Origin of the sequence: Leucobacter coleopterorum (assembly GCF_011382985.1) — a bacterium.
GTDB classification, from domain to species: domain Bacteria; phylum Actinomycetota; class Actinomycetes; order Actinomycetales; family Microbacteriaceae; genus Leucobacter; species Leucobacter coleopterorum.
In genome coordinates, this window is record NZ_CP049933.1 from 1,442,791 (window position 1) to 1,467,779 (window position 24,989).

Genomic DNA, 24,989 nt, shown 5'->3' on the forward strand with positions numbered 1-24,989 from the left:
AGCTTGCGCCTGTGCAAGCCGACGTGTTTTGATAAAGCTAATGGCCGTAGATTTCTTCCGCAAGGTTTGATTCAAGCCTTTACCAAGCTGAAACATTACGGATATGATCCCCAACACTCGAGAGGGGCCTCAAAGATGAGCGCACCGCGAAGTCCGGAGTCGCAGCCACGCAAGCCGGGACGACCGAGCCGACCACCGCTCACCGAGGCAGATATTGCGCAGGCCGCGCTCGACATTATTGACGAGTGCGGGTGGAGCGCGTGCACGATGGCGGCGCTCGCGCGGCGCCTGGGTGTTCGCGCGCCCTCGCTCTATCACTACGTCAGTGGGCAACAAGAGATCGTTGATCTGGTGCGAGAGTTGGTGGTGAGAGAGATCCACGACCCTGCCATCGTGGACCTGCCATGGTCTGAAGCGATGCACCGGTTTGGCATTGCGTATTACCGAGCCTTCACAAACCACCCCAACGTCATTCAGGTGCTCAGCACCACTCCCGTGCGCGACGCCGCGACCCTCCAGATGTACGAGACGTTTTTGCAGACGCTGCACCGCGACGGCTGGGAGGGATCGCGCGCTTTTGAAGCGCTACTCGGCATCGAACACCTCGCGCTCGGGTTTGCGTTCGAGTGGAACGCCGAAGACCTGATGCTCGATTCGGCGCTTGCAGCCGGGCTCGGTGCACCGCTGCTCGCTGAGATCACGCGGGATCGCACCGACCAGACGGATATCGCGGAGGCGAGTTACCTCAGCCTGCTGCGGCGCTACATAGAGATGTTTCGTTTGGAACTGAACGAGATTCGCTAGTCGCGCGCGCCCATGTCGCCGGTGAGGGGTCTTCCTTCGAGCCGTTCATAGCGCTGCATGACTGCCCCGCTCGGAGAAACAACAACCGGCTCTAACAGCTTGAGGGACGTAGGAACTGAACCCTCCGCGAACACCCGTTTTCCGGGGCCGAGCAGGATCGGGTACACCCAGAGTGTCAGACGGTCGTAAAGGCTTTCTTCGAGAAGGGATTGCACAAAGTCGAGGCTGCCGATGACGTGAACTTCGTCGTGTCGCTCCCTGAGTTCTGCGATGGCCTCCGGCAAATTTGGGCCGAGAAGTGAGGATCCGGGCCACTCAAGGTGAAGAGTTTGGCGCGAGGCAACGTACTTCGGAACCCGATTGAATCGTCTAGCAATGCTGTCATCCGTACCGCCCTCTTGGTGCGGCCAATACGAGGCAAAAATGTCGTAGGTCTTGCGACCAAGCAAGAGGGCATCCATGCTATTGATGCCGTCTTGCACCTGCTGGCCAACGACCTCGTCGATAAGAGGAGCTTGCCAACCGCCAAACTGAAAATCGTCCGATGGATCTTCTTCTGGCCCACCGGGCGCCTGCGCGACGCCGTCGAGGGTGGTAAACAGATCGATGTGTATGCGTCCCATGATGGCTCCGTGCTTGCTGGCCTACGAAATTAATCCGCGCCGCCACCGCGCCGTGCGCGAAGCAATTGAAGTCGCTCTTCCAACAGTTCTTCGAGTTCTTCACGGCTGCGACGTTCAATCAGCATGTCCCACGGGGTTCGCTGGGATGCTTCCTTCTCTTCGAATTCGGTGCGTGCCGTTCGCCCCGCTTCGTCGTCGAGAAAACCGACCTCGCCACTTCGCTGATCCACCCACTCAACGGGAGGTTCAGCGTCGGCGTCAAACATGACGGTGAAAGCGCGACCTCGATCGGTGAGGTACTCGACGGCGCGTCTCGGAGAGAGCTCGACTCCCTCTTCTCCTTGCAAGCTTGTCGCGCCAATGCGCGTGCCGCGAAGCGTTCTGTCAGCCATGTGCCCCTCCTCGCCGGTGTTCTCCACAGCTGGGCGATTCCGATGGCGGATGCGCCCTCACTCCTTAATCTGAAGCGTACTCTCTTGCCGAGATCGTTGGTACCCTTCCAACGGTGAGAGAGTTCTGATAAAGGGGCCGGTCGTTCCCAGTTAGGCGGCTATTGGGGTGGATCGGCGGATTGTGATGTCGCCGTGGCTTGTGTGCGCCGTTACCTCTACCGTTGCTTGCTCACCACCGTGTTGCCATGTGCGTCATTAAGTCGAATCCGACAAGAAATCTCGGATATATGCACATCACCCTTGTGGTGTTGAAAAGTGACACCGCTGGGAGTGAATCTTGGGTGACTTGCTCGAGTGCTGCGCATGTGCTGTCTACTACGCTTGGAGTGTTGAACCTCAATATCACTAGGAGCTTTTGTGACTCAAACACTCGAATCGGGCAGCCTCGCAGGTCGCCGCGCCCTTGTTACTGGTTCGTCGCGTGGAATTGGCGCTGACACCGTGCGTATGTTTGCTGAGGCGGGTGCCGACGTGGTTGTGAACTTCCGCAACAAGGCTCCACGCGCCGAGAAGCTTGCTGCGCAGTTGCGGGAGCTCGGTGTTCGTGCGCTGGTGCAGGGCGCTGATCTGACTGATTCCGACTCGCTTGCGGCGATGATGTCTGCGATTCGCGAGGATTTTGGTGGCCTCGACATTCTTGTGCTCAATGCCTCCGGTGGCATGGAAAGTGGCATGGGTGAGGATTATGCTCTGAAGCTCAATCGTGATGCCCAGCTCGCGGTGCTCGATGCCGCGCTGCCGCTGCTCGCGGATGGTGCGCGTGTGGTTTTTGTGACGAGCCACCAAGCTCACTTCATTCGCACAACTCCGACTATGCCAGAGTATGAGCCCGTTGCTCGCTCCAAGAGGGCTGGCGAAGACGCGCTGCGGGCAAGGATCCCAGAACTTGCTGCGCGTGGCATCGAGTTTGTTGTGGTGTCGGGCGACATGATCGAGGGCACCGTTACGGCTACGCTGCTTGAGCGCGCTAATCCGGGCGCGATTGCTGAGCGTCGCGAGTCTGCTGGAAAGCTCTACAATGTTTCTGAGTTCGCTGCAGAGGTTGCGCGGGCCGCCGTTGAACCGGTGCCCGCCGACAATACTCGTCTGATTGGTGATACCTCCAGCTTTGGCGAAGAAAGCTAGCCAACTCGGACGGTTTCAGTCCTGCAAACTGAGTGTTTCGGGCTTGTTTCGGGGGCCAGTGCCCTGCGGTCAAACCTCATTATTGCCGCATAAACTGCGAACTGGTTCCCGAAATCGCCATATTCTCTGCATAAAGCAGAGCTATCGATTGTTTCCACCGAATAAACGAGTGGTAAACTCAAGGCCCTGAGCGGGGCCACCGACGTCCCGTCGAGAGAAAGGGCGTCGATGAGCGAGCATCAATCGAGCCGAAACAGCAATCCAGATTTTCCGCGCGCCATAGGTCTATACGATCCGGCCAGCGAGAAAGACGCCTGCGGTCTTGCCTCTGTTGTGTCGCTTAAGGGTGAGCCCTCGCACGAGATCATTGCCCTCGCTCTTGAGGCACTTGGGAACCTTGAGCACCGCGGTGCCGTCGGATCAGACGCTGGCACCGGTGATGGTGCTGGGATCCTGAGTGATTTGCCGGATCAGCTCATTCGAGAAGAGCTTCATGCGCGGCAACCCAAATTGAGGTTGCCCTCGCCAGGAAATTATGCCGCTGGCCTCGTATTCTTGCCGCAGGCCTCAACCGAGCGCAAAGCCACAAAGTATCGCATCGCCGCTATCGCCTCGGAAGAGGGTCTTGAGGTGCTTGCTTGGCGACCCGTTGCGGTGCGACCGGAGGTGCTCGGCGAAAGCGCACGTGCGGCAAGCCCAGTCATTGAGCAGGTCATTCTTGCGCCGCGTAACAACGATCCCATTGACACAGCGCAAATCACGCCGGTTCAGCTCGAGCGCCGTGCGTATCGCACTCGCAAGCGTGTTCAGCTCGAGACCGGGTGTTACCTGCCGTCGCTCTCAGCCCGCACGATTGTTTACAAGGGCATGGTTACCACGCTGCAATTGCCCGGTTTCTACGAAGAGCTCTCTGACGAGCGCTTCACCTCACGCTTCGCGATTGTGCACTCTCGTTATTCCACAAACACGTTCCCGTCCTGGCACCTTGCCCAACCGCTCCGCATGGTGGCGCACAACGGCGAGATTAACACGGTGCGAGGTAATCGCAATTGGATGCGCGCTCGCGAAGCTCAGCTTAAGTCTGAGCTGCTGGGAGATCTGCGCCCGCTGCAGCCAATCTGTTCCGATGGCGGCAGCGACTCCGCGAGTTTTGATGAGGTGCTCGAGTTGCTCGTCATGGCCGGTCGTTCGCTGCCGCACGCGCTCGCAATGATGGTGCCCGAGGCGTGGGAATCAGAAACCGGCCTGCATCCCGAGCTTGTTGACTTTCTCGAGTATCATTCGCTGGTCATGGAGCCGTGGGACGGTCCCGCGGCGATGATTGCCACCGACGGCAATGAACTCGTCGCACTGCTCGACCGCAACGGGCTGCGCCCCGGTCGTTACCTCACGACTTCGGACGGCCTCATGGTGATTGCGAGCGAAACAGGTGTGCTCGATATTGCACCGGAGCGCGTGACGCAGCGTGGCCGACTGCAGCCGGGGCGTATGCTCGCCGTTGATCTTGTGACGGGCAATGTGCGCCATGATGACGAGGTGAAAACTGAGCTGTCGCAGCTTGCGCCGTGGGGTGTGTGGCTGCGAGAGGGGCGGATCCGCCTCGGCGATCTGCCGGAGCGCGAGCACCTGGTGCATCCGCCCGCCTCGACCAGCCGTCGTCAACGCACCTTCGGGTACACCGAAGAAGAACTGCGCCTGCTTATCACCCCGATGGCGCGCGACGGCATCGAGCCGCTCGCGGCTATGGGCACAGACACCCCAATTGCCGTGCTTTCGGATCGCCCGCGACTCGTCTTCGACTACTTCGTGCAGCAGTTCGCCCAGGTGACGAACCCACCACTCGACGCGCTGCGTGAAGAACTTGTCACGAGCCTGCTCACGGGCATCGGACCCCAGGCGAACCTACTCACGGCGTCGGCGGATCACGCCCGCCAGGTGATCCTCGACTTTCCGGTCATCAACAACGACGCACTGGCCAGAATTCAACACTTCGGTGAGGACCCGAGCGCGAGCGTGCGGTGACTATTCGTGGGCTGTATCCAGTTGATTTTGCCGCTAAGGGCCTCGCGGATCGCCTTGAAGCAATGTGCTGGGAGGCCAGCGCCGCCATCGAGGCCGGTGCAGAGTTTGTGATCCTGTCGGACCGCGACTCCAACAAAGATCTCGCGCCAGTGCCGTCGCTACTCGCGGTCTCGGCGGTGCACCACCACCTGATTCGTGAGGGTCAGCGCATGCGTGTCGCTCTGATCGTGGAGGCTGGCGACGTGCGTGAGGTGCACCACGTGGCCGCACTCATCGGCTACGGTGCCGCCGCGGTGAACCCGTACCTGGCGATGGAGACAGCAGAACTGCTCGTGCGCGACGGCTCGATCACCGGCGTCACCGCCGAAGACGCCGTCGCAAAGCTGATCAAGGCACTCGGCAAGGGCATGCTCAAGGTAATGAGCAAAATGGGCATTTCGACCGTGGCTTCGTACTGTGGCGCCCAGACCTTTGAAACGATCGGGCTTGCCCAAGATGTGGTGGACCGCTACTTCACCGGCACGACCTCACGCCTCGGCGGAGTGGGCCTCGACGTGATCGCGACCGAGGTTGCCGCGCGGCACCGGGCCGCGTACCCCGACGATCCAGCGACCCTCGCGCACAAGCGCCTCGAAACAGGCGGCGAGTATCGCTGGCGCCGCGGCGAAGAGCCGCACCTCTTCGACCCTGAGACGATCTACAAACTGCAGCACGCCACTCGCACCGCACGTCGCGAGATCTTCACCGAATACACCGCACGCGTGAACGAGCAGCAAGAGCGTCTCATGACCCTTCGTGGCCTCATGAAGTTTGTTCCCCAGCGGCCACCAGTGCCGCTTGATGAGGTGGAACCGGTGGACGCCATCGTGAAGCGCTTCGCCACGGGTGCCATGAGTTACGGTTCGATCTCACTCGAAGCGCACCAGACGCTCGCTATCGCCATGAATCGGCTCGGCGGCAAGTCAAACACGGGCGAGGGCGGTGAAGAAGAAGAACGCTTGCTCGACCCCGAGCGCCGCAGCGCGATCAAACAGGTCGCCTCGGGCCGCTTCGGTGTGACGAGCATGTATTTGACGCATGCCGACGAGATTCAGATCAAACTCGCACAGGGCGCGAAGCCGGGCGAGGGTGGCCAGTTGCCGCCGGCAAAAATGTATCCGTGGATCGCGCGCACCCGTCACGCGACCCCCGGTGTCGGATTGATTTCGCCGCCACCGCACCACGACATCTACTCAATCGAAGATCTGAAGCAGCTTATCTTCGATCTCAAACGAGCTAACCCGAGTGCGCGCATCAGCACCAAGCTCGTCGCCCAGAGCGGCATCGGTCCAGTTGCCGCGGGCGTTGCGAAGGCGCTCTCCGACGTCATCCTGGTTTCAGGACACGACGGCGGCACGGGCGCGAGCCCCATGAACTCACTGAAACACGCGGGATCACCCTGGGAACTCGGGATCGCCGAGGCGCAGCAGACGCTCATGCTCAATGGACTGCGCGAACGGGTGGTGCTGCAGGTTGACGGCCAACTCAAGACCGGCCGCGATGTAGTGATCGCTGCGCTGCTCGGTGCCGAGGAGTTTGGCTTCGCCACTGCGCCGTTGGTGGTTTCCGGCTGCATCATGATGCGCGTCTGTCACCTCGACACCTGCCCGGTAGGAGTCGCCACCCAGAACCCCGAGTTGCGCGAGCGCTATACCGGCCAGGCCGAGCACGTGGTGAACTTCTTCCGATTCATTGCCGAAGAAGTGCGCGAATTGCTCTCCGAACTCGGCTATCGCACCCTGGAAGAGGCCGTCGGCGACACCAAAGCCCTCGATATTGACGACGCGATTCGGCACTGGAAAGCTGAGGGCTTGGATCTCACGCCGATCCTGCGCGGCCCGGTGTTTAACAACAGCGAACCGCGTCGCCACGGCCAAGAGCAAGACCACGAGCTGGCTACCCACTTCGACCAGCAACTGCTGTCGATGGCGGCCGACGCCCTAGAGCGGCGCGATCCTGTGTTCGCCCAACTGCCAATCCGCAACATTGATCGCGCGGTTGGCACGATGCTCGGGCACGAGATCACCAAGCGCTTCGGGTCCGAGGGCCTCGCTCCCGGCACAATCGATGTCACACTCACCGGGTCGGCGGGCCAGTCACTCGGCGCGTTCATTCCGCCCGGACTCACGCTCAGGCTTGTTGGAGACGCAAACGACTACGTCGGTAAGGGACTCTCGGGCGGCGAGATCGTCGTGAGGCCCGATCCGCGTGCTGGGCACGGCTCGGCGGGCAACGTGATCGCGGGCAATGTGATCGGCTACGGCGCAACGAGCGGTTCACTCTGGATTGCGGGTGTGGTTGGCGAGCGGTTCTTGGTGCGCGGTTCGGGTGCAACCGCGGTGGTGGAGGGAACAGGTGATCACGCCCTTGAGTATTTCACGGGCGGTTTTGCCTTGATCCTTGGACCAACGGGCCGAAACATCGGAGCGGGAATGTCTGGTGGTGAGGCTGTGCTGCTCGACCTCGACCCCGCGAACATCAACGCCGCAGAGGTTGGTTCGGGATCGCTGACGCTGCAGTCACTCACCGGTAAATTGCCTGCAACCGAACAGCGGGCATTGCGCGAAAAAGTCTTCGCGCTGCTGCAGCGACACAGTGAGCAGACCGATTCACAACTGGCAAAAGAACTGCTGGCTGAGATTGAGGCCGATCCCGAGCGGGCGTACTCGCGTTTCACCCGTTTGATTCCGCGCGATTACTCGCGAGTGCTCGACATTCGGGTGCGCGCGAACGAGCGGGGGCCGACCCCGACGGCGAGCAGGTATGGACCGAGATTCTGGAGGCGACTCATGGCTGATCCGCGCGGATTTCTGAGGGTGCGCGAGCGCGAGCTTGCCCCGAAGCGACCGGTTGCTCTGCGGCTGCAGGACTGGCGTGAGGTGGTGGATCCTGCGGACCCGAAGCTCGTGGCAAGGCAGGCCTCAAGATGCATGGACTGCGGAGTTGCGTTCTGCCACCAGGGCTGCCCGCTCGGCAACCTGATCCCGGAGTGGAACGACCTCACCTACCGCGGTCGCGAGCGCGACGCCATCGAACGGCTGCACGAGACCAACAACTTCCCGGAGTTCACGGGCCGTGCGTGCCCGGCACCCTGCGAGTCGGCGTGTGTGCTTGGCATCAACCAGCCAGCGGTCACCATCAAGCAGATCGAAAACAGCATCATTGATCAGGCCTTTACAAACGGCTGGGTGCAGCCGCAGCCGCCCTCGCGCCTCACCGGTAAGACGGTAGCAGTTGTGGGATCGGGGCCGGCCGGTCTCGCCGCAGCCCAGCAGCTCACTCGCGCGGGCCACACCGTGGCGGTTTACGAGCGCGACGCAGAACCGGGCGGACTCCTGCGCTTTGGCATCCCCGATTTTAAGCTCGAAAAAGAACTTGTCACGCGCAGGATCGAGCAGCTACGCGCCGAGGGCACACGCTTCCGCTGCGGTGTCGAGATCGGTGGTAGCGAGGCCGGGCGCGACATGAGCTGGGCAGAGTTGCGCCGCCGCTTCGACGCGGTGATTGTTGCAACGGGCGCGACGATCCCGCGCGAACTGCCACTGCCGGGTCGCGAGCTGGCGGGTGTGATGCCCGCGATGGACTACCTCGTCGCCGCGAACCTCGTGCAGTCGGGTGCTGCCGAGTCAACGCCGTTCGATGCCGCTGGCAAACACGTCATCGTGATCGGGGGCGGTGACACCGGTTCCGACTGTGTAGGAACCGCGCACAGGCAGGGTGCGAAGTCGGTGACGAGCCTTGCGATCGGACGTCAGCCGGGCGTCGAGCGGGCGGATCATCAGCCGTGGCCCGTGCACCCGACACTGTTTGAGGTGTCGAGCTCGCACGAGGAGGGCGGCGAGCGCAGTTACCTAGCCTCGACGGTCGAGTTTGTGGCGGGAGAGTCCGGTGAAGTGAGCGGTTTGCGCGTCGCCGAGACAGGTTTTGTTGACGGTCGCCGTGAGCCGATCCCGGGCACAGAGAGACTGATCAAGGCCGATCTTGTGCTCATAGCGATGGGTTTCTCCGGACCCGAGCAGATCGAAGAGTCTGCGTTTGTGCTGCCGGTTGGTGTGCGCGGTTCGTTTGAGCGCGGCCGTGACTATTCGACCGACCTACCTGGAGTGTTTGTCGCGGGAGATGCCGGTCGTGGCCAATCGCTTATCGTGTGGGCGATCGCCGAGGGGCGTGCCGCCGCTGCGTCGGTTGACGCTTACCTTACGGGCGAGACGGTGTTGCCCTCGCCGGTTGCTGCCGACGCCAGGGCGTTTGCGTAATCGCGGCTCGCTGGGGAATAGTGCGCGCCCGACACCGGTTGCTGTCAGTGTCGGGCCGTGACCCAGCGACCCCCGAGAGCGAAGGACCCAGCGATGACTGAATCTGTGACAACCAAGGTAAGCATTATCGGCGGAAGTGGCTACGCAGGATCCCATATCGCCGAAGCGGCGGCCGTTCGTGGCCTCGACGTGCGCAGCTTTAGTCGCAAGGAAGCCGCACAGCAGACTGCCGGGGTGAAGTACGAGACGGGATCAATCGCCGAACCCGCAGATCGCGCCCGGATCCTTGACGGCGCCGATGCTGTTGTCATTGCGATTGCCCCGCGTGGCGACATGGCGGGCAAGGTTCGGCCGCTCATCGCTGCGTTCGCCACTGAGGCAGCGGCAGCCGGTGTTCGACTTGGTGTTATCGGTGGTGCAGGATCGCTGCTCGTGTCCGAGGGAGGCCCGCGCCTGGTCGACACCCCCGAGTTTGCCGAAGAGTTCAAGCCCGAGGCACAAGAAATGGGTGCGGTTCTTGAAGACCTGCGCGCGATGCCCGAGGGCCTTGACTGGTTCTTTGTCAGCCCTGCGGGCGATTTTGGGCCTTGGGTGGCCGGCGAGTACACCGGTGAATACCGTGTTGGCGGCGACGTACTGCTGAAGGACGCCAACGGTAAGTCGGCGATCGGTGGTGCAGACTTCGGCCTCGCCATCACCGACGAGCTTGAGACCCCGCGTCACCACCGCACCCGCTTCACCGTCGCGTACTAGAAGCACTGTGGTATCAAACCCCCTACGCTAGTGGGGTGGATCCTGAACTCATCGACCTATTGCGCGCGGATCTGACCTCCGCCGAATACAACACCGCTGCGGTCACCTCGCTGCTGGGTGTCACAGCCGACGGAGCAAGGCAACGCGGAGTGTTCACCCCCGCGCTGAGGGTGCTGAAGGGGCGGGAAACTTCGGCACTCGCGACACTCACAAGGGTGTTTTTGCTGGGGGAGACCGGCACAGCTGCCGAACTCGACGCAGCCCTGCCAAAGCTCGGCCATGCTGGTGCAGAGCAACTGGGTTTACTGACGGGCGATCCCGATTCGCATCATTTCCGAGCGGTGCTCTCGCTGAACCCGGTTGCGCTCGAAGCCGCCAGCGGAGCCTCGGAATGGTGGATCATCTCTGACCTTGACGATCAACTGCGCCGCGGCCCGGCACGCCCAGACCACGTGATGGGCGTCGGGGGAGCAACCCGCTCTCTGATTACGCAGGCACCATCTGGCAAAGTTGGATCCGCTCTAGACCTCGGCACAGGCTGCGGCATCGTGGCGCTCCATCTTGCCTGCGAGCTCGTGGACGTAGCGGATGCCAAGATCGTGGCCACTGACATCTCCGAGCGTGCCCTCATGCTTGCGTGTGCAAACGCACGACTCAACGGCCAACAGGATCGCATCGAGTTTCGCCAGGGCAGCCTGTTCGAGCCAGTAGACGGGGAACGGTTCGACCTGATTCTCTCGAACCCACCGTTTGTGATCACCCCGCAGAACCAGCCCGCAGACACCGAACGATACGAGTACCGAGACGGCGGCATGCGCGGTGACGATCTCGTGGCGGGCGTGGTCTCTGACGCCCCAAAGCACCTCACCGTTGGTGGCACCCTGCTGTGTCTCGCAAACTGGGAGTGCCCGTGGGGCGTTGATGGACTCGAGCGAGCGCAAGAGTGGATCGCCGGGCCTCAGGATCGCGCCGAGCACGTTGCTGCCTGGGTGATCGAGCGTGACCGCATCGAACCCGCGCAGTACGCCGAAACCTGGGCTCGCGACGGTGGGGCACGCCCGGGTTCCGAAGCGTTCGACACGCTGATGACCGGTTGGCTCGACGACTTTGCTGAGCGTAACGTTGTGGCGATTGGACTGGGATCGATCAGACTGCAACGTCTAGACATGAACAACTCATGCTCCGCGTCGATCCACGTCGAACGCGCCGGGGGACCCTTCTCGCCAGACGCCGGTGAGGTGCTCCAGTCGGCCTTTAAAGCCGCGACTCGTGTCGCCCAGATGAGTGATGCACAACTGCTTGAAACCCGATGGCTGCTTGACTCGGGAGTAACCGAAGAACGCGAGCATCAGCCGGGCAGGAATCCCCGAGAGCGATCACACTCGCTACCGAACGCGGAATCGCCCGTCGCGTGACCGCTGACCCTCTGCTTGCCGCCGCCGTGGGGGCCTGCGATGGCGACCTCACCCTCGGGCAAATAGCCGACGCCCTCGCGACTCTCCTTGAGGTTGACGCAGCCGCGGCAGAAGAAGCGCTCATCACGAGCACGCGCGAACTTGTATGGATGGGGATTCTCTCGCCAATACTGGCCACGGCGGACCGGTAGACTGGCTCAGTGATGCGAACTATCGATCTGAGAGGCAAGAGCCTCTCTCGGGCCGAACTGCTGAGCCTCGTGCCGCGGGCTGCATTGAGCGCCGAGACCGCCGTCGAACAGGTGCGACCCCTCGTTGCCGATGTTGCTGAGCGCGGCGAGGCGGCGTTGCGTGAGCAGGCGCTGAAATTTGATGGGGTCGAGGATCACGCACTGCGTGTTCCAGCCGAAGCCGTTGCGGCATCTCTCGCTGACTGTCCCTCCGATGTGGAGGCGGCCCTGCGCGAGCTCATCGTCCGTCTCCGCAAGGGGTCGGCAGCCCAGGTTCCGGCGGAGCAGGTGACTCGTCTTGCCGATGGTGCCGAGATTCGCCAGCGGTGGCAGCCGGTGTCTCGGGTAGGGCTGTACGCTCCCGGCGGCAAGGCGGCCTACCCCTCGTCCGTCATCATGAACGCTGTTGCGGCGCAGACCGCGGGGGTGCCGAGCCTCGCACTCGCCTCGCCCGCGCAGCGAGACAACGGTGGGCTGCCGCACCCGGCCGTGCTCTGGGCCGCCGCGCTCTGCGGCATCGATGAGGTGTACGCGATTGGTGGAGCCGGAGCGATCGCTGCATTTGCGTACGGTGTTCCCACCATCGCGCTTGACCCAGTTGACGTTGTGACCGGGCCGGGTAACGTGTTCGTCGCCGCGGCAAAGCGGGTCGTCAATGGCATCGTTGGCATTGACTCCGAAGCTGGCACCACCGAAATTTTGATCATTGCCGACGACTCGGCCGACCCCGGTTTCGTCGCGGCAGATTTGATCAGCCAGGCTGAGCACGACGAGGCCGCGGCCTCCGTGCTGGTGACGGATTCGGCTGCTTTTGCAGAGGCCGTCGCCCGCGAGCTTGAGGTCATCGCGCCGACAACCCGGCACGCGAGTCGTGTTGCTACCGCGCTGAGTGGCCAACAGTCTGCTGTGATCCTGGTTGATGACCTCACGGTCGCGGCCAGGGTGAGCAACGCCTATGGTCCCGAGCACCTTGAGATTCAGACGCGCGACGATGCAGCCGTGCTCACGAACGTGTTTGATGCCGGGGCCATTTTTCTGGGCGGTTACACTCCTGTCAGCCTGGGAGACTACCTCGCCGGTTCCAACCACGTCTTGCCCACGGGTGGCACTGCTCGCTTCGCTTCGGGGCTCGGTGCTCACACCTTTCTGCGGCCTCAGCAGGTTATTCACTACGATCGGGCTGCGCTCGCGGAGACTAGTGAGTTGCTTGTCGCGCTTGCCCAGGCCGAGGGTCTGCCCGCGCACGGTGAGGCCGTGACCGCTCGATTTAAGCAGCCAGTTCAGCACGAGCAAGGAGGACACTGATGTATTGCCCGTTCTGCAGACACCCCGATAGTCGCGTTATCGATTCACGCACGGCAGATGATGGTCTCTCAATTCGACGCCGTCGGCAATGCCCTGAGTGCGGTCGTCGCTTCACCACCACTGAAACCGCAAGCCTTACAGTCATCAAGCGGTCGGGCGTGGTCGAGCCATTCAGCCGCGAAAAAGTGATGAGCGGCGTGCGTAAGGCGTGCCAGGGGCGCCCCGTAACCGAAGCAGATCTTGCGATACTTGCGCAGCAGGTCGAAGAGTCGGTGCGATCCACCGGCATTGCCCAGTTTGACGCAAATGAAATCGGCCTTGCGATCCTGCCCCACCTGCGTGATCTCGATCAGGTCGCCTATCTTCGCTTTGCAAGCGTGTACCAAGCCTTCGATTCGCTCGCGGACTTCGAATCAGCGATATCAGAGTTGCGCACCCACCCGAGTGCCGCGCGACCAGACTCAACCAAGGAGTAACTCGGCATGCGACTCTACCCACACCTGTTCAATTTGGTTTTTAAACGGATGGATCCCGAGCGGGCTCACCACCTTGCTTTTCGAGTGATTCAGGCGGCCCCGCTGCTCGGTGGTGTCGTGCGACGGGTGTGTGCCCCAGATCCTTCGCTGCGGGTCTCTGCGCTCGGCATTGATTTTCCGAGCCCCTTCGGGCTTGCAGCGGGCTTCGACAAAAATGGTACCGCGATCCTCGGCCTAGGAGCCCTCGGGTTTGGTCACGTTGAGATCGGCACACTCACCCGACACGCTCAGCCTGGCAACCCCAAACCACGAATGTTCAGGCTGGTGGGGGATCGCGGTCTCATTAACCGCATGGGCTTTAATAACGGGGGATCCGCTGCCGCGCTGCCACGAGTCGAGAAGGCTCGCCTCGCGCGCAGCCGCCCGGTGATCGGTGTGAACATTGGTAAGAGTCGTGTGACCGAGGTTGAGAACGCGACGCAAGATTATGTGTGGAGCGCAGAGCGACTCGCTCCCGTCGCCGACTATCTCGCGGTCAATGTCAGCTCACCCAATACCCCGGGACTTCGCGGTCTACAAGAGCTGGAGTCTCTCGAACCGCTGCTTGCCGCTGTGCGTGATGCGGCAGGATCGACACCACTGCTCGTGAAAATCGCCCCTGACATGGGTAACGAACAGATCGATGGCATCGTCGCGCTTGCCGTGCGGCTAGGGCTCGACGGAATAATCGCAACAAACACGACGGTTTCTCGAGAGGGATTGACCACCGCCGACTCCGAAGTCGAACGCATGGGTAACGGAGGACTCTCGGGAGCGCCACTTAAAGATCGCTCACTGGAAGTACTCAAACGAATCGTTGCGACTACGCCTCAGGGATTCTGCATTATCTCGGTTGGTGGGGTGTCTAACGCTGAGGATGTTGTGGAACGTTTGCGCGCCGGCGCCACCCTGGTGCAGGGATACACGGCGTTTATATACGAAGGGCCGCTGTGGGCGCGACGTATCAATCGTGATCTGCGACGTCTGGGGTGGCGGGCGCCAGCCGCTGCTTAGTTCGGGAACTTGCCGCGCTTGACCTGTGGCTTCGGCGCGCGCAGCATGCGGAACTGGAAGGCACGCATTGCCGCATACCAGCGGAATCCGGGCTGAACTTTGTCTTCACCGAACTTCTTGGCCAGGATTCGCTTGAGACGGAAGCCGAGAAACACCGCGTCAAGCACTGCGAGGCCGACGAAGATCCAAATCACAACGAGGCTGACGATCTGAATGATGCCTGGGATAAACGTCATCACTAGCACGACGAGCATCATCGGAATAAGCATTTCGCCGATATTCCAGCGTGCGTCAACATAGTCACGCACAAACCTACGCTGAGGGCCCCTGTCGCGCACGGTGAGGAATCGCTCTTCGCCATTCATCATGCCGATACGAGCACGCTCACGTTCGCTGGCTTGCTGTAGACGCTGTTCTTTCGCGATCGTCTTGTCTTTTGAGCCAACGATGGGCCGTGCGTTTGCCGCCTGCGCTGCTTTGCGCGAGGGGGTGGGCCGACCCTTGCCGACAGTCGTCTCTGTGACGTCTTCGTTGGTCTCTGCGGCGTCCGCCGCACCCTTCTTTGCCACGCCTGGTCCCTCTCGCTGTGCACCTTTTGTGCTGTTAACTACTGCGTCGACGCAATATCGACCTCGTACCAGACTACCGGGCGAAATCATGGAGAAGCCGCGAATGTGCGAGGTAGACTGATTCCCACACATCATCACGTGAGCGAGGAGTACGTATGAGCACTGTAGTAACGGGTACTGCCGCTGATCAGGCCCACGGAGTAAAACTGAGTGTCGCAGCGAGCGACAAGGTTCGCAGTTTACTTGCGCAAGAAGGGCGAGATGACCTCCGCCTACGCATCGCTGTTCAGCCTGGCGGCTGCTCCGGACTAATTTACCAACTCTTTTTTGATGAGCGCGAACTTGAGAACGATGCCGTAGTTGATTTTGACGGCGTTGAGGTTGTGGTGGATGCCATGAGCATTCCCTACCTCAACGGAGCGACGATTGACTTCGAAGACACGATCCAGAAACAGGGTTTTACCATAGATAACCCAATGCGGAAGGAAGTTGTGCTTGCGGAGACAGCTTTAGTTGATCCGCTAGAGACAATTTTTCGCGGATTTGCGCAAATTAGTGCGCGCGACACCCTCTACGTGTACGGCGAACGCTCAGGTTCGCGCTAAGCTATCAGGGAGTCATCAGTTTCGCGCGCTTCACGTGCGGACGAGAAACAATTCGAAAGGTATGCGGTGCGTTCCAATCGTCGAATGAAATGGGTCGCGGCCCCGGCAGTACTCTCTATTGGGTTACTGCTTGCAGGTTGCACTCCAGAGCAGCAGCGGGGCTTTCTTCCCGCAGGATCCACGGATGCCACGAACCTAACGCCGGGTATCACCGGCCTTTGGGTCACCTCTTGGATCGTGCTCCTCGCCGTGGGTGTGATTACCTGGAGCTTGATTCTCTGGGCAACCATCGCTTACCGCCGCCGCAAGGGCCAGACCGGCCTTCCTGTGCAGCTGCGCTATAACATGCCGATCGAAACTTTTTTTACGGTTGTTCCCGTGATTCTGGTGCTGGGTTTCTTTGCCTTCACCGCACAGGAGCAGAGCAAGATCGAGGCGCGCTACGACAACCCTGAGAACGTTGTTCAGGTGTTCGGCAAGCGCTGGGCCTGGGACTTCAACTACGTAAAAGACGACGCCTACTTCCAGGGCGTTCAGGTTCAGACCGATAAGGCTGGCGAGCCCAAAGATGGCACGATGCCCGTTCTTTACCTGCCGGTGAATAAGAAGACCGAGATTCAGCTTGAGACTCGCGACGTTATTCACTCCTTCTGGGTGGTCGAGTTCCTTTACAAGAAGGACATGATCCCCGGTCAGGTGAACTACATGAGTTTTACTCCCACCAAAACCGGCACCTTCATGGGTAAGTGTGCCGAGCTTTGTGGGGAGTACCACTCGATGATGCTGTTTGAAGTTCGCGTTGTCGAGCAGGACGAGTACGACGCTTATATCGACTCGCTGAAGGCCGCAGGTAACAAGGGCCAGGTTGAGGGTGACCTTAACCCGAATCAGGAGTACTTCTTCGGTGACGAAGCCAAGGCTGAGAACGAATAATGAGGGATAGCAACATGAAGAAGGGCAATATCATTGTCTCGTGGCTAACGTCCACGGACCACAAGGTGATTGGGTACATGTACCTCATCAGCTCCTTCGTGTGGTTCCTGATCGGCGGCCTGATGGCTCTGCTGATCCGTGCGCAGCTCTTTGCTCCGGGCCTTGAGATCATTCCAACAAAGGAACAGTACAACCAGCTGTTCACCATGCACGGAACAATCATGCTGCTGATGTTCGCAACCCCGCTGTTTGCGGGTTTCGCGAACGCTCTCATGCCGCTCCAGATCGGTGCGCCTGACGTGGCATTCCCCCGTTTGAATGCTTTCGCGTTCTGGCTGTACACATTTGGATCGCTCATTGCTGTTGGTGGCTTCCTCACCCCGCAGGGTGCTGCTTCCTTCGGATGGTTTGCATACGCACCGCTTTCTGAAATGACATATTCGCCGGGTATCGGCGGAAACCTATGGGTGCTCGGTATTGGCCTCAGCGGTTTCGGTACGATTCTCGGTGGCGTTAACTTCATTACGACCATCATTACGATGCGCGCACCGGGAATGACCATGTGGCGTATGTCTGTGTTCACCTGGAACACGCTCATCACCTCGCTCCTGGTCATCCTGATCTTCCCTGTTCTTGCAGCGGCAGCCTTTGGCCTCGCGGCAGACCGAATCTTTGGGGCGCAGATCTACAGTGGTGAGGGCGGAGCCATTCTCTGGCAGCACCTCTTCTGGTTCTTCGGTCACCCCGAGGTCTACGTCATCGCCCTGCCGTTCTTTGGTATTGTCTCCGAGATCTTCCCGGTCTTCAGCCGTAAGCCGATCTTCGGCTACAAGACACTTATCTACGCAACAATCTCGATTGCCGCACTCTCGATGACGGTGTGGGCTCACCACATGTACGTCACCGGTTCAGTGCTGCTGCCGTTCTTCGCTCTGATGACCATGCTCATTGCGGTTCCGACCGGTGTGAAGATCTTTAACTGGCTTGGCACGATGTGGCGAGGATCGATCACCTTTGAGACTCCCATGCTGTGGTCGCTTGGCTTCCTGGTGTCGTTCGTGTTCGGTGGTCTGACCGGTGTCATCCTGGCTTCGCCAGCGCTTGACTTCCACCTCTCAGACACCTATTTCGTTGTGGCTCACTTCCACTACGTCATCTTCGGAACCGTGGTCTTCGCGATGTTCGCTGGATTCTACTTCTGGTGGCCAAAGTGGACCGGAAAGATGCTCGATGAGCGTCTAGGCAAGATTCACTTCTGGGTGCTCTTCATTGGCTTCCACATGACCTTCCTCGTGCAGCACTGGCTGGGCGTTATGGCCATGCCTCGTCGTTACGCTACTTACCTGCCAGAGGACGGAGTCACCTGGGGTAACCAGTTGTCGACCGTCGGTGCGATGGTGCTCGGTGTCTCAGTGATTCCGTTCTTGCTGAACGTTTACATCACCGCGCGTCGCGCACCCAAGGTCACAATTGACGATCCGTGGGGTTACGGTCGTTCGCTCGAGTGGGCAACCTCTTGCCCGCCGCCGCGACACAACTTCACCTCTATCCCTCGCATTCGCTCGGAGTCTCCTGCTTTCGATCTGCACCACCCTGAAGTCAGCGGTGTAGAACAGCCGAAGCCGGCGCCCGCGATTGCCGAGAAGAAGTAACCGGAGGCAAACTGAATCATGAAATCTAACATTGTTATCTTCTGGTTACTGACGACCTACTTCATCATCCTTGCGACGGTGTACACGGTGTGGAACATCAGTATTCACGATCGCCCAGAGTGGGCTGGGTCAATCGCGATCCTGCTCTCCGGAGGCCTTACCGCCTTTATCGCGTCCTATTTAGGCCTCGTAAAGAAGAAGCAGGGTGGTGTTCAGGTAGCTGATATCGACCTTGCTGATATTGATGACGGCGATCCCGAGGTTGGCGAGTTCAGCCCGTGGAGTTGGTGGCCTATCTTCCTCGCCTTCGCTCTGGGACTTGTGATACTCGGTGTGTGCATCGGATTCCAATTCTGGATGGTCTTTTTCTCACTGCCTCTCGTGATCGTCGGCGTCGTCGGCTGGGTATACGAGTACTACCGCGGCAACTTCGCCCGCTAGGTCACTCACCTGTGAGCATCTCTATTCGACGCGGCCGGAGCGAAGACGCAACTGCGCTCTTTGCTCTGGCCCGTCAGTATCAGACCGGTCGCGAAGCTATCGGCCGAGACGAATTTCTTGTCGCACTCGATAACGTCTTGCGACACCGCGACCAGGAAGCAAACGTCCTCTTTGTCGCTGAGCTCGATGGAAAGGTTGTGGGTTACTCGCTCATGACCGTTTCCCGGTTGCTTCACGCTCCGGGACTGACAGCCCACCTGCAAGAGATCGTGGTCGATGAGACGACTCGTGGACACGGTGTTGGTGACAGGATCATGCAGGCAAACGAGCACTACTGCATGGGCCGTGGAGTACGACAGCTCTCGGCCTCGACATCAAGGATTGGCTCGTTTTATAACCATCGTGGCTTTGAGCCCATGGGCGAGCACTACCGCAAGATCCTAGACCTCTCTTAGACCATGTCCTCGCGTCGACCGCGGCGTAGACCCGGGCAGAACCATGAACTCCTTATCGAAGCGGGGATCGTCGAGTTTGGCCTGTATGGTTACCAAGGCGCTTCGACGTCGGCGATCGCCGTTCGAGCCGAGGTGCCACAACCTCACGTCTACGCAAACTTTGCGACAAAGCAGGAACTCTTTCTCGAGTGTTTTCTGCGAGTTTCGACGCTGATATTCGCCTCGCCGGGTGAGGCGCCCCAAACCATTCTGTATTCATTTTCCAGGCGGTTTCAGCGGTAAACGACCCCAATCTGGCACAATCGCTCCCGCTGCGCCTTGCTGCATTCAGAGAAGAACTGGGTGATATTCGTTTCTACGATCTGCTGTCGGAGGGCGCGCTGACGCTACTGAATGCTGCTCCGTTGCAAGTCCTGAAGCACTAGATCGTTGGGTGAGTCGCCGGCTCGACTCTTACATCCACTTCTTGCGCTTGAACACAACCCATAGTGCGGTGCCAAGACCCACCATGGACATTAGCGCAAGCGGGTATCCAAGGGCCCAGTGCAGCTCCGGCATACTGTCGAAGTTCATGCCGTAGATTGCTCCGATGAGGGTCGGTGTGAAAAGGATCGCGGCCCAGCCTGAGATCTTCTTCATGTCTTCGTTCTGCCGTTGTGCCACGAGCGTGCCGTTGACGTTAAGAATCTGTGAGAGCGCGTCTTTGAGTTCTATCGTTTCGGTGAGTACGTGTGCGAGGTGATCTGCGACATCTTCTAGATAGGTCTGCAGCTCGTCGGGGATGGCATACTTATCGGCGCCGTTTCGGAGCCCCTGAACAAGTTTCGTGAGTGCTGTCGTTGCATGTAACACGTCGATCACTTCGCGGCTCAGTAGATAGATACGCTCGGCAGCCGCTGCATCGCCGCTAAATACCTGGCGCTCAATTTGCTCCCGATCATACTGAAGGCCGTCCAGTGTGGGGGAGTAGGAGTCGACAACCGCGTCGATAAGGCGGTAAACGACGCCCTCGGTGCCGAGAAGCTTGAGATAGGTGCTCGGGACACTGGCCAGTGCAGTGGCGCGTAAGGTTTGTGCGGCGAGGTTTGGATCGTCTGGGATCTCTGTTCCATCGATGAGTCGCCCGTCTTGGCACACAATGAGCACGGCACGCGACTTGACCAGTAAGTGAAACTCGCTAAATAGAACTTCTTCGAGCTCATCAACGTAGTGCGCGGATCGCAGTACGAGTGATAGCACATCGCCGTAACGTTCGAGTTTGGGGCGCTGCCCGGCCTGCAAGAGATCTTCGGTAAGCATCGGGTGTAGGTCCCAAGCATCGGCGAGCTCAGCTATGAGCACTGGGTTGGGACGCACCAACACTGTGTGACTGGTTACAGACGAATCGTCAGCTTCTCGTTGCAGAGCCTCACTCAGGGAGGAGACCTCAACCAGTTCTTCGACCTGTCCCTTGACAACATGGCGCGTAAAGATCTCGGCCATGATACGATCCTTCCAATTGAGAGAACACAATGGGCCCGCAGGAATACCTGCGGGGCCCATTGCTCTGTCTCAAGAACACTCAGGTCTAGTGGCCCCCATTGTGTCCTTCTTCGATTTCACCCTTTGTAGGGGGAACGATCCTGTCCTCGAAGAACCAGCGGCTGAAACCAGCACGCAGTCGCTTAGAGAACGGAATCTTCCCGTCATCGTTCGGGCGCAACATCAGCGGAGCGTAGTCGTGGTAGCTCACAAGCTCCCACTGCTCATAAGCGCTGAGCGGCTTGTGGATCTCGGTGTACTGGCCCCTGGGAGGCGAACAATGCGACCCGACTCGTAGCCGTGCAGAGCGATAGAACGATCCTTCTTCTGCAGTGCGAGGCAAATTCGCTTCGTAGTCACGTAAGAGATGATCGGACCAAGGATGAGGAGTGCCTGCAGCGTGTGGATAACACCCTCCATCGACAGCTGGAAGTGTGTTGCCATAAGGTCTGAGCTCGCACCCGCCCACATGACAGCGTAGAACGTGACTCCTGCAGCTCCGATTGCGGTACGGGTAGGAGCGTTGCGCGGACGATCCAGAATGTGGTGCTCACGCTTGTCGCCGGTTACCCAAGATTCAATGAACGGATAAATGGCAACGAGCACAAGGAAGAGTCCCATGATCGCCATAGGGATCAACATGTTCCAAGACCAGGTGTAGCCGAACCACTCGGTCTCCAACCCCGGCGGAATCAAGCGCAGCATGCCATCGGCAAAGCCGATGTACCAGTCGGGCTGAGTACCAGCAGACACGGGTGAGGGATCGTAAGGTCCGTAAGCCCAGATCGCGTTAATACTCACGAGTGAAGCGATAAGCATGATCACGCCGAAGACGATGAAGAAGAAGCCACCGGCCTTGGCTGCATAAACAGGCAGTACGGGGAAGCCGACGACGTTCTGCTGCGTCTTACCCGGACCGGGGTATTGCGTGTGCTTGTGAATCACAACGAATGCGAGGTGAAGCGCGACGAACAGGATGACAAGCGCAGGCAGCACCATGATGTGGAGCATATAGAGGCGACCAACAATGTCGGTGCCCGGGAACTCGCCTCCGAAGAAGAAGTAGGAGAAGTAGGTTCCGATGACGGGGATCGACTTCACGAGTCCATCAATAATGCGGAGACCGTTACCCGAGAGAACATCGTCGGGGAGCGAGTAGCCGGTGAAGCCCTCAGCCATTGCGAGAATGAAGAGAACGAAGCCGATGACCCAGTTGAGCTCGCGCGGTTTGCGGAAGGCACCCGTGAAGAAGATGCGGAGCATGTGCAGACCAATGGACGCTACAAATAGGAGTGCTGCCCAGTGGTGCACCTGGCGCATCAGGAGGCCACCACGGACCGAGAAGGAGATATCAAGTGTCGAGGCCATGGCCGCGGACATCTCGACTCCCTTCATCGGGAGGTAAGGACCGGTGTAGACCGTCTCAACCATCGATGCTTGGAAGAACAGGGTAAGGAAGGTGCCCGAAATCAGAATCACAACGAAGCTGTAGAGGGCGACCTCACCAAGGAGGAAGGACCAGTGATCTGGGAAGACCTTACGGCCGAATTCCTTGACCGCAACACCAATCTTGGTGCGATCATCGATATAATTTGCCGCCGCAGATGTAAAACGGGTTCCGTTTTGTGCGGGGATTCAGTTACGGTGCTGCTCACTTGAGACGCTCCCAGAAGCTCGGGCCGACAGGTTCATGGAAATCACTCTGTGCGATGAGGTAACCGTCCTTATCGACAGTGATTGGCAGCTGCGGAAGCGGACGCTTCGCAGGTCCAAAGACAACCTTTGCGTGCTCTGACACGTCGAACTGTGACTGGTGGCAGGGGCAGAGCAAATGGTGAGTGTGCTGCTCGTACAGGGCAACAGGGCAGCCAACGTGTGTGCAAACCTTGGAGTAAGCGACGATACCGTCGTACGACCAATCTTTGCGGTCCGGAAGCTCTTTAAGCTGGGACTGATCGAGACGCATCAGCAAAACGATGGCTTTGGCCTTAGCGTCAAGGAAATTCTCGCTGCCTCCGCGCTCTTCAAGTGAAAGCTTTGAGAATTCCTCATGGGTGAGGGTCTCAGGGATGACGTGAAAGGCGGAGCCAATGGTGACATCGGAGGCCTTGATTGCAACACCCGAGGGGTCACGAGCCAGGCGGATGCCCTTGTCCCACATGGTGTGCTTCAGCAGCTGTACAGGATCGCGATCCTGAGGTGCCAGGCTGCGCATCAGAGTGATTCCCGGGAGAGGAAAAGCTATGAGCGCACCGATCAGGCTGTTGCGAACGAGCGAACGACGTGAGAAGCCCGACTCCTTGTCAGCGAGAGTAAAGACCTCTGCTGCCCCTTCGCGAGTCTCCTGGTTGCTCGGCACTGGATGGCGCTCATCGATGGATTCGTGATCGGCCATAAGCGCCTTGCCCCAGTGGACGGCACCAATACCAACTGCAAGAAGAGCGAGCGCCATGGCGATTCCCACAAACATAGTGTGAAGTCGAATTGCCAGCAGCTCTCCCGTTTCGATCGGGAAGAACATGTAGGCAAGCACTGCGCCGAGGCTGCCCACAATTGAGATGTAGAAGAGGGTGTAAACCGTGCGTTCTGCACGTTTTGCCTTCTTGGGATCGAGATCCGTTACACGTTCCCGATGCGGGGGAAGGCCCGGATTTTGCACTGCATCAGAAGAGAGCACAGCGGTTCCCACTGCTGCTCCATCTGCGCTGTGGCTCTGGGCTGCGACAACGGCGTCATTCACGCCACTGTTCTTCGCTTCCTCTGCCATGTTGCTCCTTGGTTCCTGACTCATGAATTCTGTCTGCGCTGTCGGTTAGTTCGACTTTGCAGTGACCCAAACGGTGAGGGCGACAATTGCACCCAGGCCGATGACCCAAATGAACAGACCTTCAGCTACTGGACCGAGTGACCCGAGAGTCAGGCCGCCAACTGATGGCTTCTCTTCGATGTACTTGAGGTACGAAATGATGTCGGCCTTCTCCTGGGGGAGATATTGGTGTCACTAAAGACCGGCATATTCTGCGGCCCAGTTACCATTGCCTCGTAAATGTGCGTGGCGGGGACCCCGGTGAGTTTCGGGCCATCTTGCCTTGAGTCAGTGCGCCACCAGCAGCAGCAACGTTGTGGCACATTGCGCAGTTGATGCGGAACAGCTCGCCGCCCGCTGCAACATCGCCATCGCCTTTAAGGTAACGGGTCTCGGGCAGACCAGGTCCCGGGGCCAGCGAGGCCACGTATGCAGCCATCTGCAGCGTTTGCTCTTCAGAGAACTGCTTCGGCTTGACCATGCCCTGCGGGCCCTGGAATGCAAGAGGCATACGCCCAGTGCCGACCTGGAAGTTTACAGAGGCTGCGCCAGCGCCCACGAGGGAGGGACCGTCTTTTGTGCCCTGTGCGCCGGCACCGTGGCAGGTGGCGCAGTTCGCGCCAAAGAGCTTCTCTCCCTCTGAAATGGTGCTTGCCGAGTTGAGGTCGATCTCTGCAGTTGCAGAGGTCTGGCTGAATCCTGCGTAGGCAGCGCCGGTAACCAGGAGCCCCACTGCTACAAGAGCAACGGTTGCGAATGGATGCCGACGGCCCGACTTACGGACGTTCTGAGTGGCGCGAGCCATAATGTCGATTTCTCCTGATCTCTATCGGAGGACGTAAATGACGATGAACAGGATGATCCAGACGATATCCACGAAGTGCCAGTAATAAGACACAACGACGGCGCTGGTCTCTTCCTTGTGCCCGAAGTTCTTAACCGCGTAGATGCGGCCAATGACGAGCAGGAAGGCAACGAGGCCCAGGGTCACGTGGATTCCGTGGAAGCCGGTAGTCAAGTAGAACGCGGATCCGTAAGGATCGCCGTTAAAGAGAATTCCCTCTGAAACAAACGTTGCGTACTCGTAAGCCTGGCCGGCCACGAAGATGGCACCCATAAAGAAAGTGAGGTAGAACCACTCAACCGTGCCCCACTTGCGTAGGCCCCGTCCGGTAGCTCTGGGCTGCATCCGCTCAGCGGCGAAAACGCCTGCCTGGGCCGTAAATGATGATGCAACAAGAACCAGGGTGTTGATCAGAGCAAAAGTGAAGTTATGCTTCTCCACTTGTTCTGCCCAAAGGTCTGGATTCATGGCGCGCAGCGTGAAATAGATCGCGAAGAGGCCAGCGAAGAACATAACCTCGCTGCCGAGCCACACGATCGTACCGACGGCGACGATGTTCGGTCGCTTCACCGTGGGCACGGCTGACTTCGTATTCATAGTGGTCGTAGTC

The 24,989-nt window shown here is 59.5% G+C and carries 19 protein-coding genes and 5 pseudogenes; 16 read left to right on the forward strand and 8 right to left on the reverse strand.

Translation table 11 applies throughout. The annotated features are described in order from the left end of the window. Positions 1–135: 135 nt before the first annotated feature. Complete coding sequence (locus G7066_RS06710) at positions 136–804, forward strand: TetR/AcrR family transcriptional regulator (RefSeq protein ID WP_166329949.1); 669 nt, start codon at positions 136–138, stop codon at positions 802–804. Here G7066_RS06710 and G7066_RS06715 read toward each other — a convergent pair. Together G7066_RS06715 and G7066_RS06720 are read right to left on the reverse strand one after the other, a co-directional pair. Then, positions 801–1,427 carry a dihydrofolate reductase family protein gene (locus G7066_RS06715; RefSeq protein ID WP_166329951.1) on the reverse strand — a complete coding sequence of 209 codons (627 nt, stop codon included), beginning with the start codon at positions 1,425–1,427 and terminating at the stop codon, positions 801–803. The two genes, G7066_RS06710 and G7066_RS06715, sit on opposite strands and share 4 nt — an antisense overlap. A gap of 29 nt (positions 1,428–1,456) precedes the next feature. Then, positions 1,457–1,819 carry an RNA polymerase-binding protein RbpA gene (locus tag G7066_RS06720; protein WP_166329953.1) on the reverse strand — a complete coding sequence of 121 codons (363 nt, stop codon included), beginning with the start codon at positions 1,817–1,819 and terminating at the stop codon, positions 1,457–1,459. A 417-nt stretch (positions 1,820–2,236) separates the two neighbouring features. Between G7066_RS06720 and G7066_RS06725 the strand changes: the two genes are divergently transcribed. The 9 genes and pseudogenes from G7066_RS06725 (at position 2,237) to G7066_RS06760 (ending at position 14,553) form a co-directional block, all read left to right on the forward strand. Then, entirely contained in the window at positions 2,237–3,004 is a 768-nt protein-coding gene (locus G7066_RS06725) for an SDR family oxidoreductase (RefSeq protein ID WP_166329955.1), read from the forward strand. A 228-nt stretch (positions 3,005–3,232) separates the two neighbouring features. Then, positions 3,233–7,862, forward strand: a pseudogene (gene gltB, locus G7066_RS06730) (glutamate synthase large subunit). A gap of 10 nt (positions 7,863–7,872) precedes the next feature. Continuing rightward, a pseudogene (locus G7066_RS06735) lies at positions 7,873–9,321 on the forward strand (glutamate synthase subunit beta); the annotation flags it as partial. Positions 9,322–9,414: 93 nt separating this feature from the next. Further along, positions 9,415–10,074 carry an NAD(P)-dependent oxidoreductase gene (locus G7066_RS06740; RefSeq protein WP_166329959.1) on the forward strand — a complete coding sequence of 220 codons (660 nt, stop codon included), beginning with the start codon at positions 9,415–9,417 and terminating at the stop codon, positions 10,072–10,074. A gap of 35 nt (positions 10,075–10,109) precedes the next feature. After that, on the forward strand, positions 10,110–11,489 hold the full coding sequence (locus G7066_RS06745; protein WP_244303344.1) for a DUF7059 domain-containing protein: 1,380 nt from the start codon (positions 10,110–10,112) through the stop codon (positions 11,487–11,489). Further along, positions 11,486–11,680 carry a hypothetical protein gene (locus tag G7066_RS15925; RefSeq protein WP_244303345.1) on the forward strand — a complete coding sequence of 65 codons (195 nt, stop codon included), beginning with the start codon at positions 11,486–11,488 and terminating at the stop codon, positions 11,678–11,680. Before G7066_RS06745 ends, G7066_RS15925 begins: the two co-directional genes overlap by 4 nt. 12 nt (positions 11,681–11,692) lie before the next feature. After that, positions 11,693–13,024, forward strand: coding sequence for a histidinol dehydrogenase (hisD, locus tag G7066_RS06750; protein ID WP_166331953.1), 1,332 nt, complete (start codon positions 11,693–11,695; stop codon positions 13,022–13,024). After that, entirely contained in the window at positions 13,024–13,500 is a 477-nt protein-coding gene (gene nrdR, locus G7066_RS06755; protein WP_166329961.1) for a transcriptional regulator NrdR, read from the forward strand. Before hisD ends, nrdR begins: the two co-directional genes overlap by 1 nt. Positions 13,501–13,506: 6 nt before the next feature. Beyond that, positions 13,507–14,553, forward strand: coding sequence for a quinone-dependent dihydroorotate dehydrogenase (locus G7066_RS06760; protein ID WP_166329963.1), 1,047 nt, complete (start codon positions 13,507–13,509; stop codon positions 14,551–14,553). Here the strand turns inward: G7066_RS06760 and G7066_RS06765 are convergent. Further along, positions 14,550–15,122 carry a DUF3043 domain-containing protein gene (locus G7066_RS06765; protein WP_166329965.1) on the reverse strand — a complete coding sequence of 191 codons (573 nt, stop codon included), beginning with the start codon at positions 15,120–15,122 and terminating at the stop codon, positions 14,550–14,552. The genes G7066_RS06760 and G7066_RS06765 overlap by 4 nt on opposite strands. A gap of 155 nt (positions 15,123–15,277) precedes the next feature. Here G7066_RS06765 and G7066_RS06770 point away from each other — a divergent pair. The 6 genes and pseudogenes from G7066_RS06770 (at position 15,278) to G7066_RS17835 (ending at position 19,490) form a co-directional block, all read left to right on the forward strand. Continuing rightward, positions 15,278–15,639: pseudogene (locus tag G7066_RS06770) on the forward strand (HesB/IscA family protein). A gap of 172 nt (positions 15,640–15,811) precedes the next feature. Next, positions 15,812–16,660, forward strand: coding sequence for an aa3-type cytochrome oxidase subunit II (gene ctaC / locus G7066_RS06775; protein ID WP_205881546.1), 849 nt, complete (start codon positions 15,812–15,814; stop codon positions 16,658–16,660). A 14-nt stretch (positions 16,661–16,674) separates the two neighbouring features. Continuing rightward, positions 16,675–18,312: an aa3-type cytochrome oxidase subunit I gene (gene ctaD / locus G7066_RS06780; RefSeq protein WP_205881547.1), complete on the forward strand. Its 1,638-nt coding sequence runs from the start codon at positions 16,675–16,677 to the stop codon at positions 18,310–18,312. Between the two features lie 18 nt (positions 18,313–18,330). Then, positions 18,331–18,753 (forward strand): aa3-type cytochrome oxidase subunit IV, encoded by a 423-nt coding sequence (gene ctaF / locus G7066_RS06785; protein WP_166329971.1) that lies wholly within the window; start codon positions 18,331–18,333, stop codon positions 18,751–18,753. Positions 18,754–18,764: 11 nt separating this feature from the next. Further along, positions 18,765–19,208, forward strand: coding sequence for a GNAT family N-acetyltransferase (locus G7066_RS06790; protein ID WP_244303346.1), 444 nt, complete (start codon positions 18,765–18,767; stop codon positions 19,206–19,208). Positions 19,209–19,211: 3 nt separating this feature from the next. After that, positions 19,212–19,490 (forward strand): helix-turn-helix domain-containing protein, encoded by a 279-nt coding sequence (locus tag G7066_RS17835; RefSeq protein ID WP_166329973.1) that lies wholly within the window; start codon positions 19,212–19,214, stop codon positions 19,488–19,490. A gap of 171 nt (positions 19,491–19,661) precedes the next feature. On the opposite strand, the gene G7066_RS06800 is transcribed toward G7066_RS17835, so the two are convergent. The 5 genes and pseudogenes from G7066_RS06800 to ctaE form a co-directional block, all read right to left on the reverse strand. After that, a complete protein-coding gene (locus G7066_RS06800; protein WP_166329975.1) occupies positions 19,662–20,690 on the reverse strand; it encodes a magnesium and cobalt transport protein CorA in 1,029 nt (342 codons plus the stop codon). A gap of 85 nt (positions 20,691–20,775) precedes the next feature. Continuing rightward, positions 20,776–22,384 (reverse strand): annotated as a pseudogene (gene qcrB, locus G7066_RS06805) (cytochrome bc1 complex cytochrome b subunit). Continuing rightward, positions 22,381–23,496 carry a cytochrome bc1 complex Rieske iron-sulfur subunit gene (qcrA, locus tag G7066_RS06810; RefSeq protein ID WP_166329977.1) on the reverse strand — a complete coding sequence of 372 codons (1,116 nt, stop codon included), beginning with the start codon at positions 23,494–23,496 and terminating at the stop codon, positions 22,381–22,383. The pseudogene qcrB and the gene qcrA overlap by 4 nt, the downstream one beginning before the upstream one ends. Positions 23,497–23,541: 45 nt before the next feature. Next, a pseudogene (gene qcrC, locus G7066_RS06815) lies at positions 23,542–24,340 on the reverse strand (cytochrome bc1 complex diheme cytochrome c subunit). 21 nt (positions 24,341–24,361) lie between these two features. Beyond that, complete coding sequence (gene ctaE / locus G7066_RS06820; protein ID WP_166331955.1) at positions 24,362–24,976, reverse strand: aa3-type cytochrome oxidase subunit III; 615 nt, start codon at positions 24,974–24,976, stop codon at positions 24,362–24,364. Positions 24,977–24,989 lie beyond the last annotated feature (13 nt).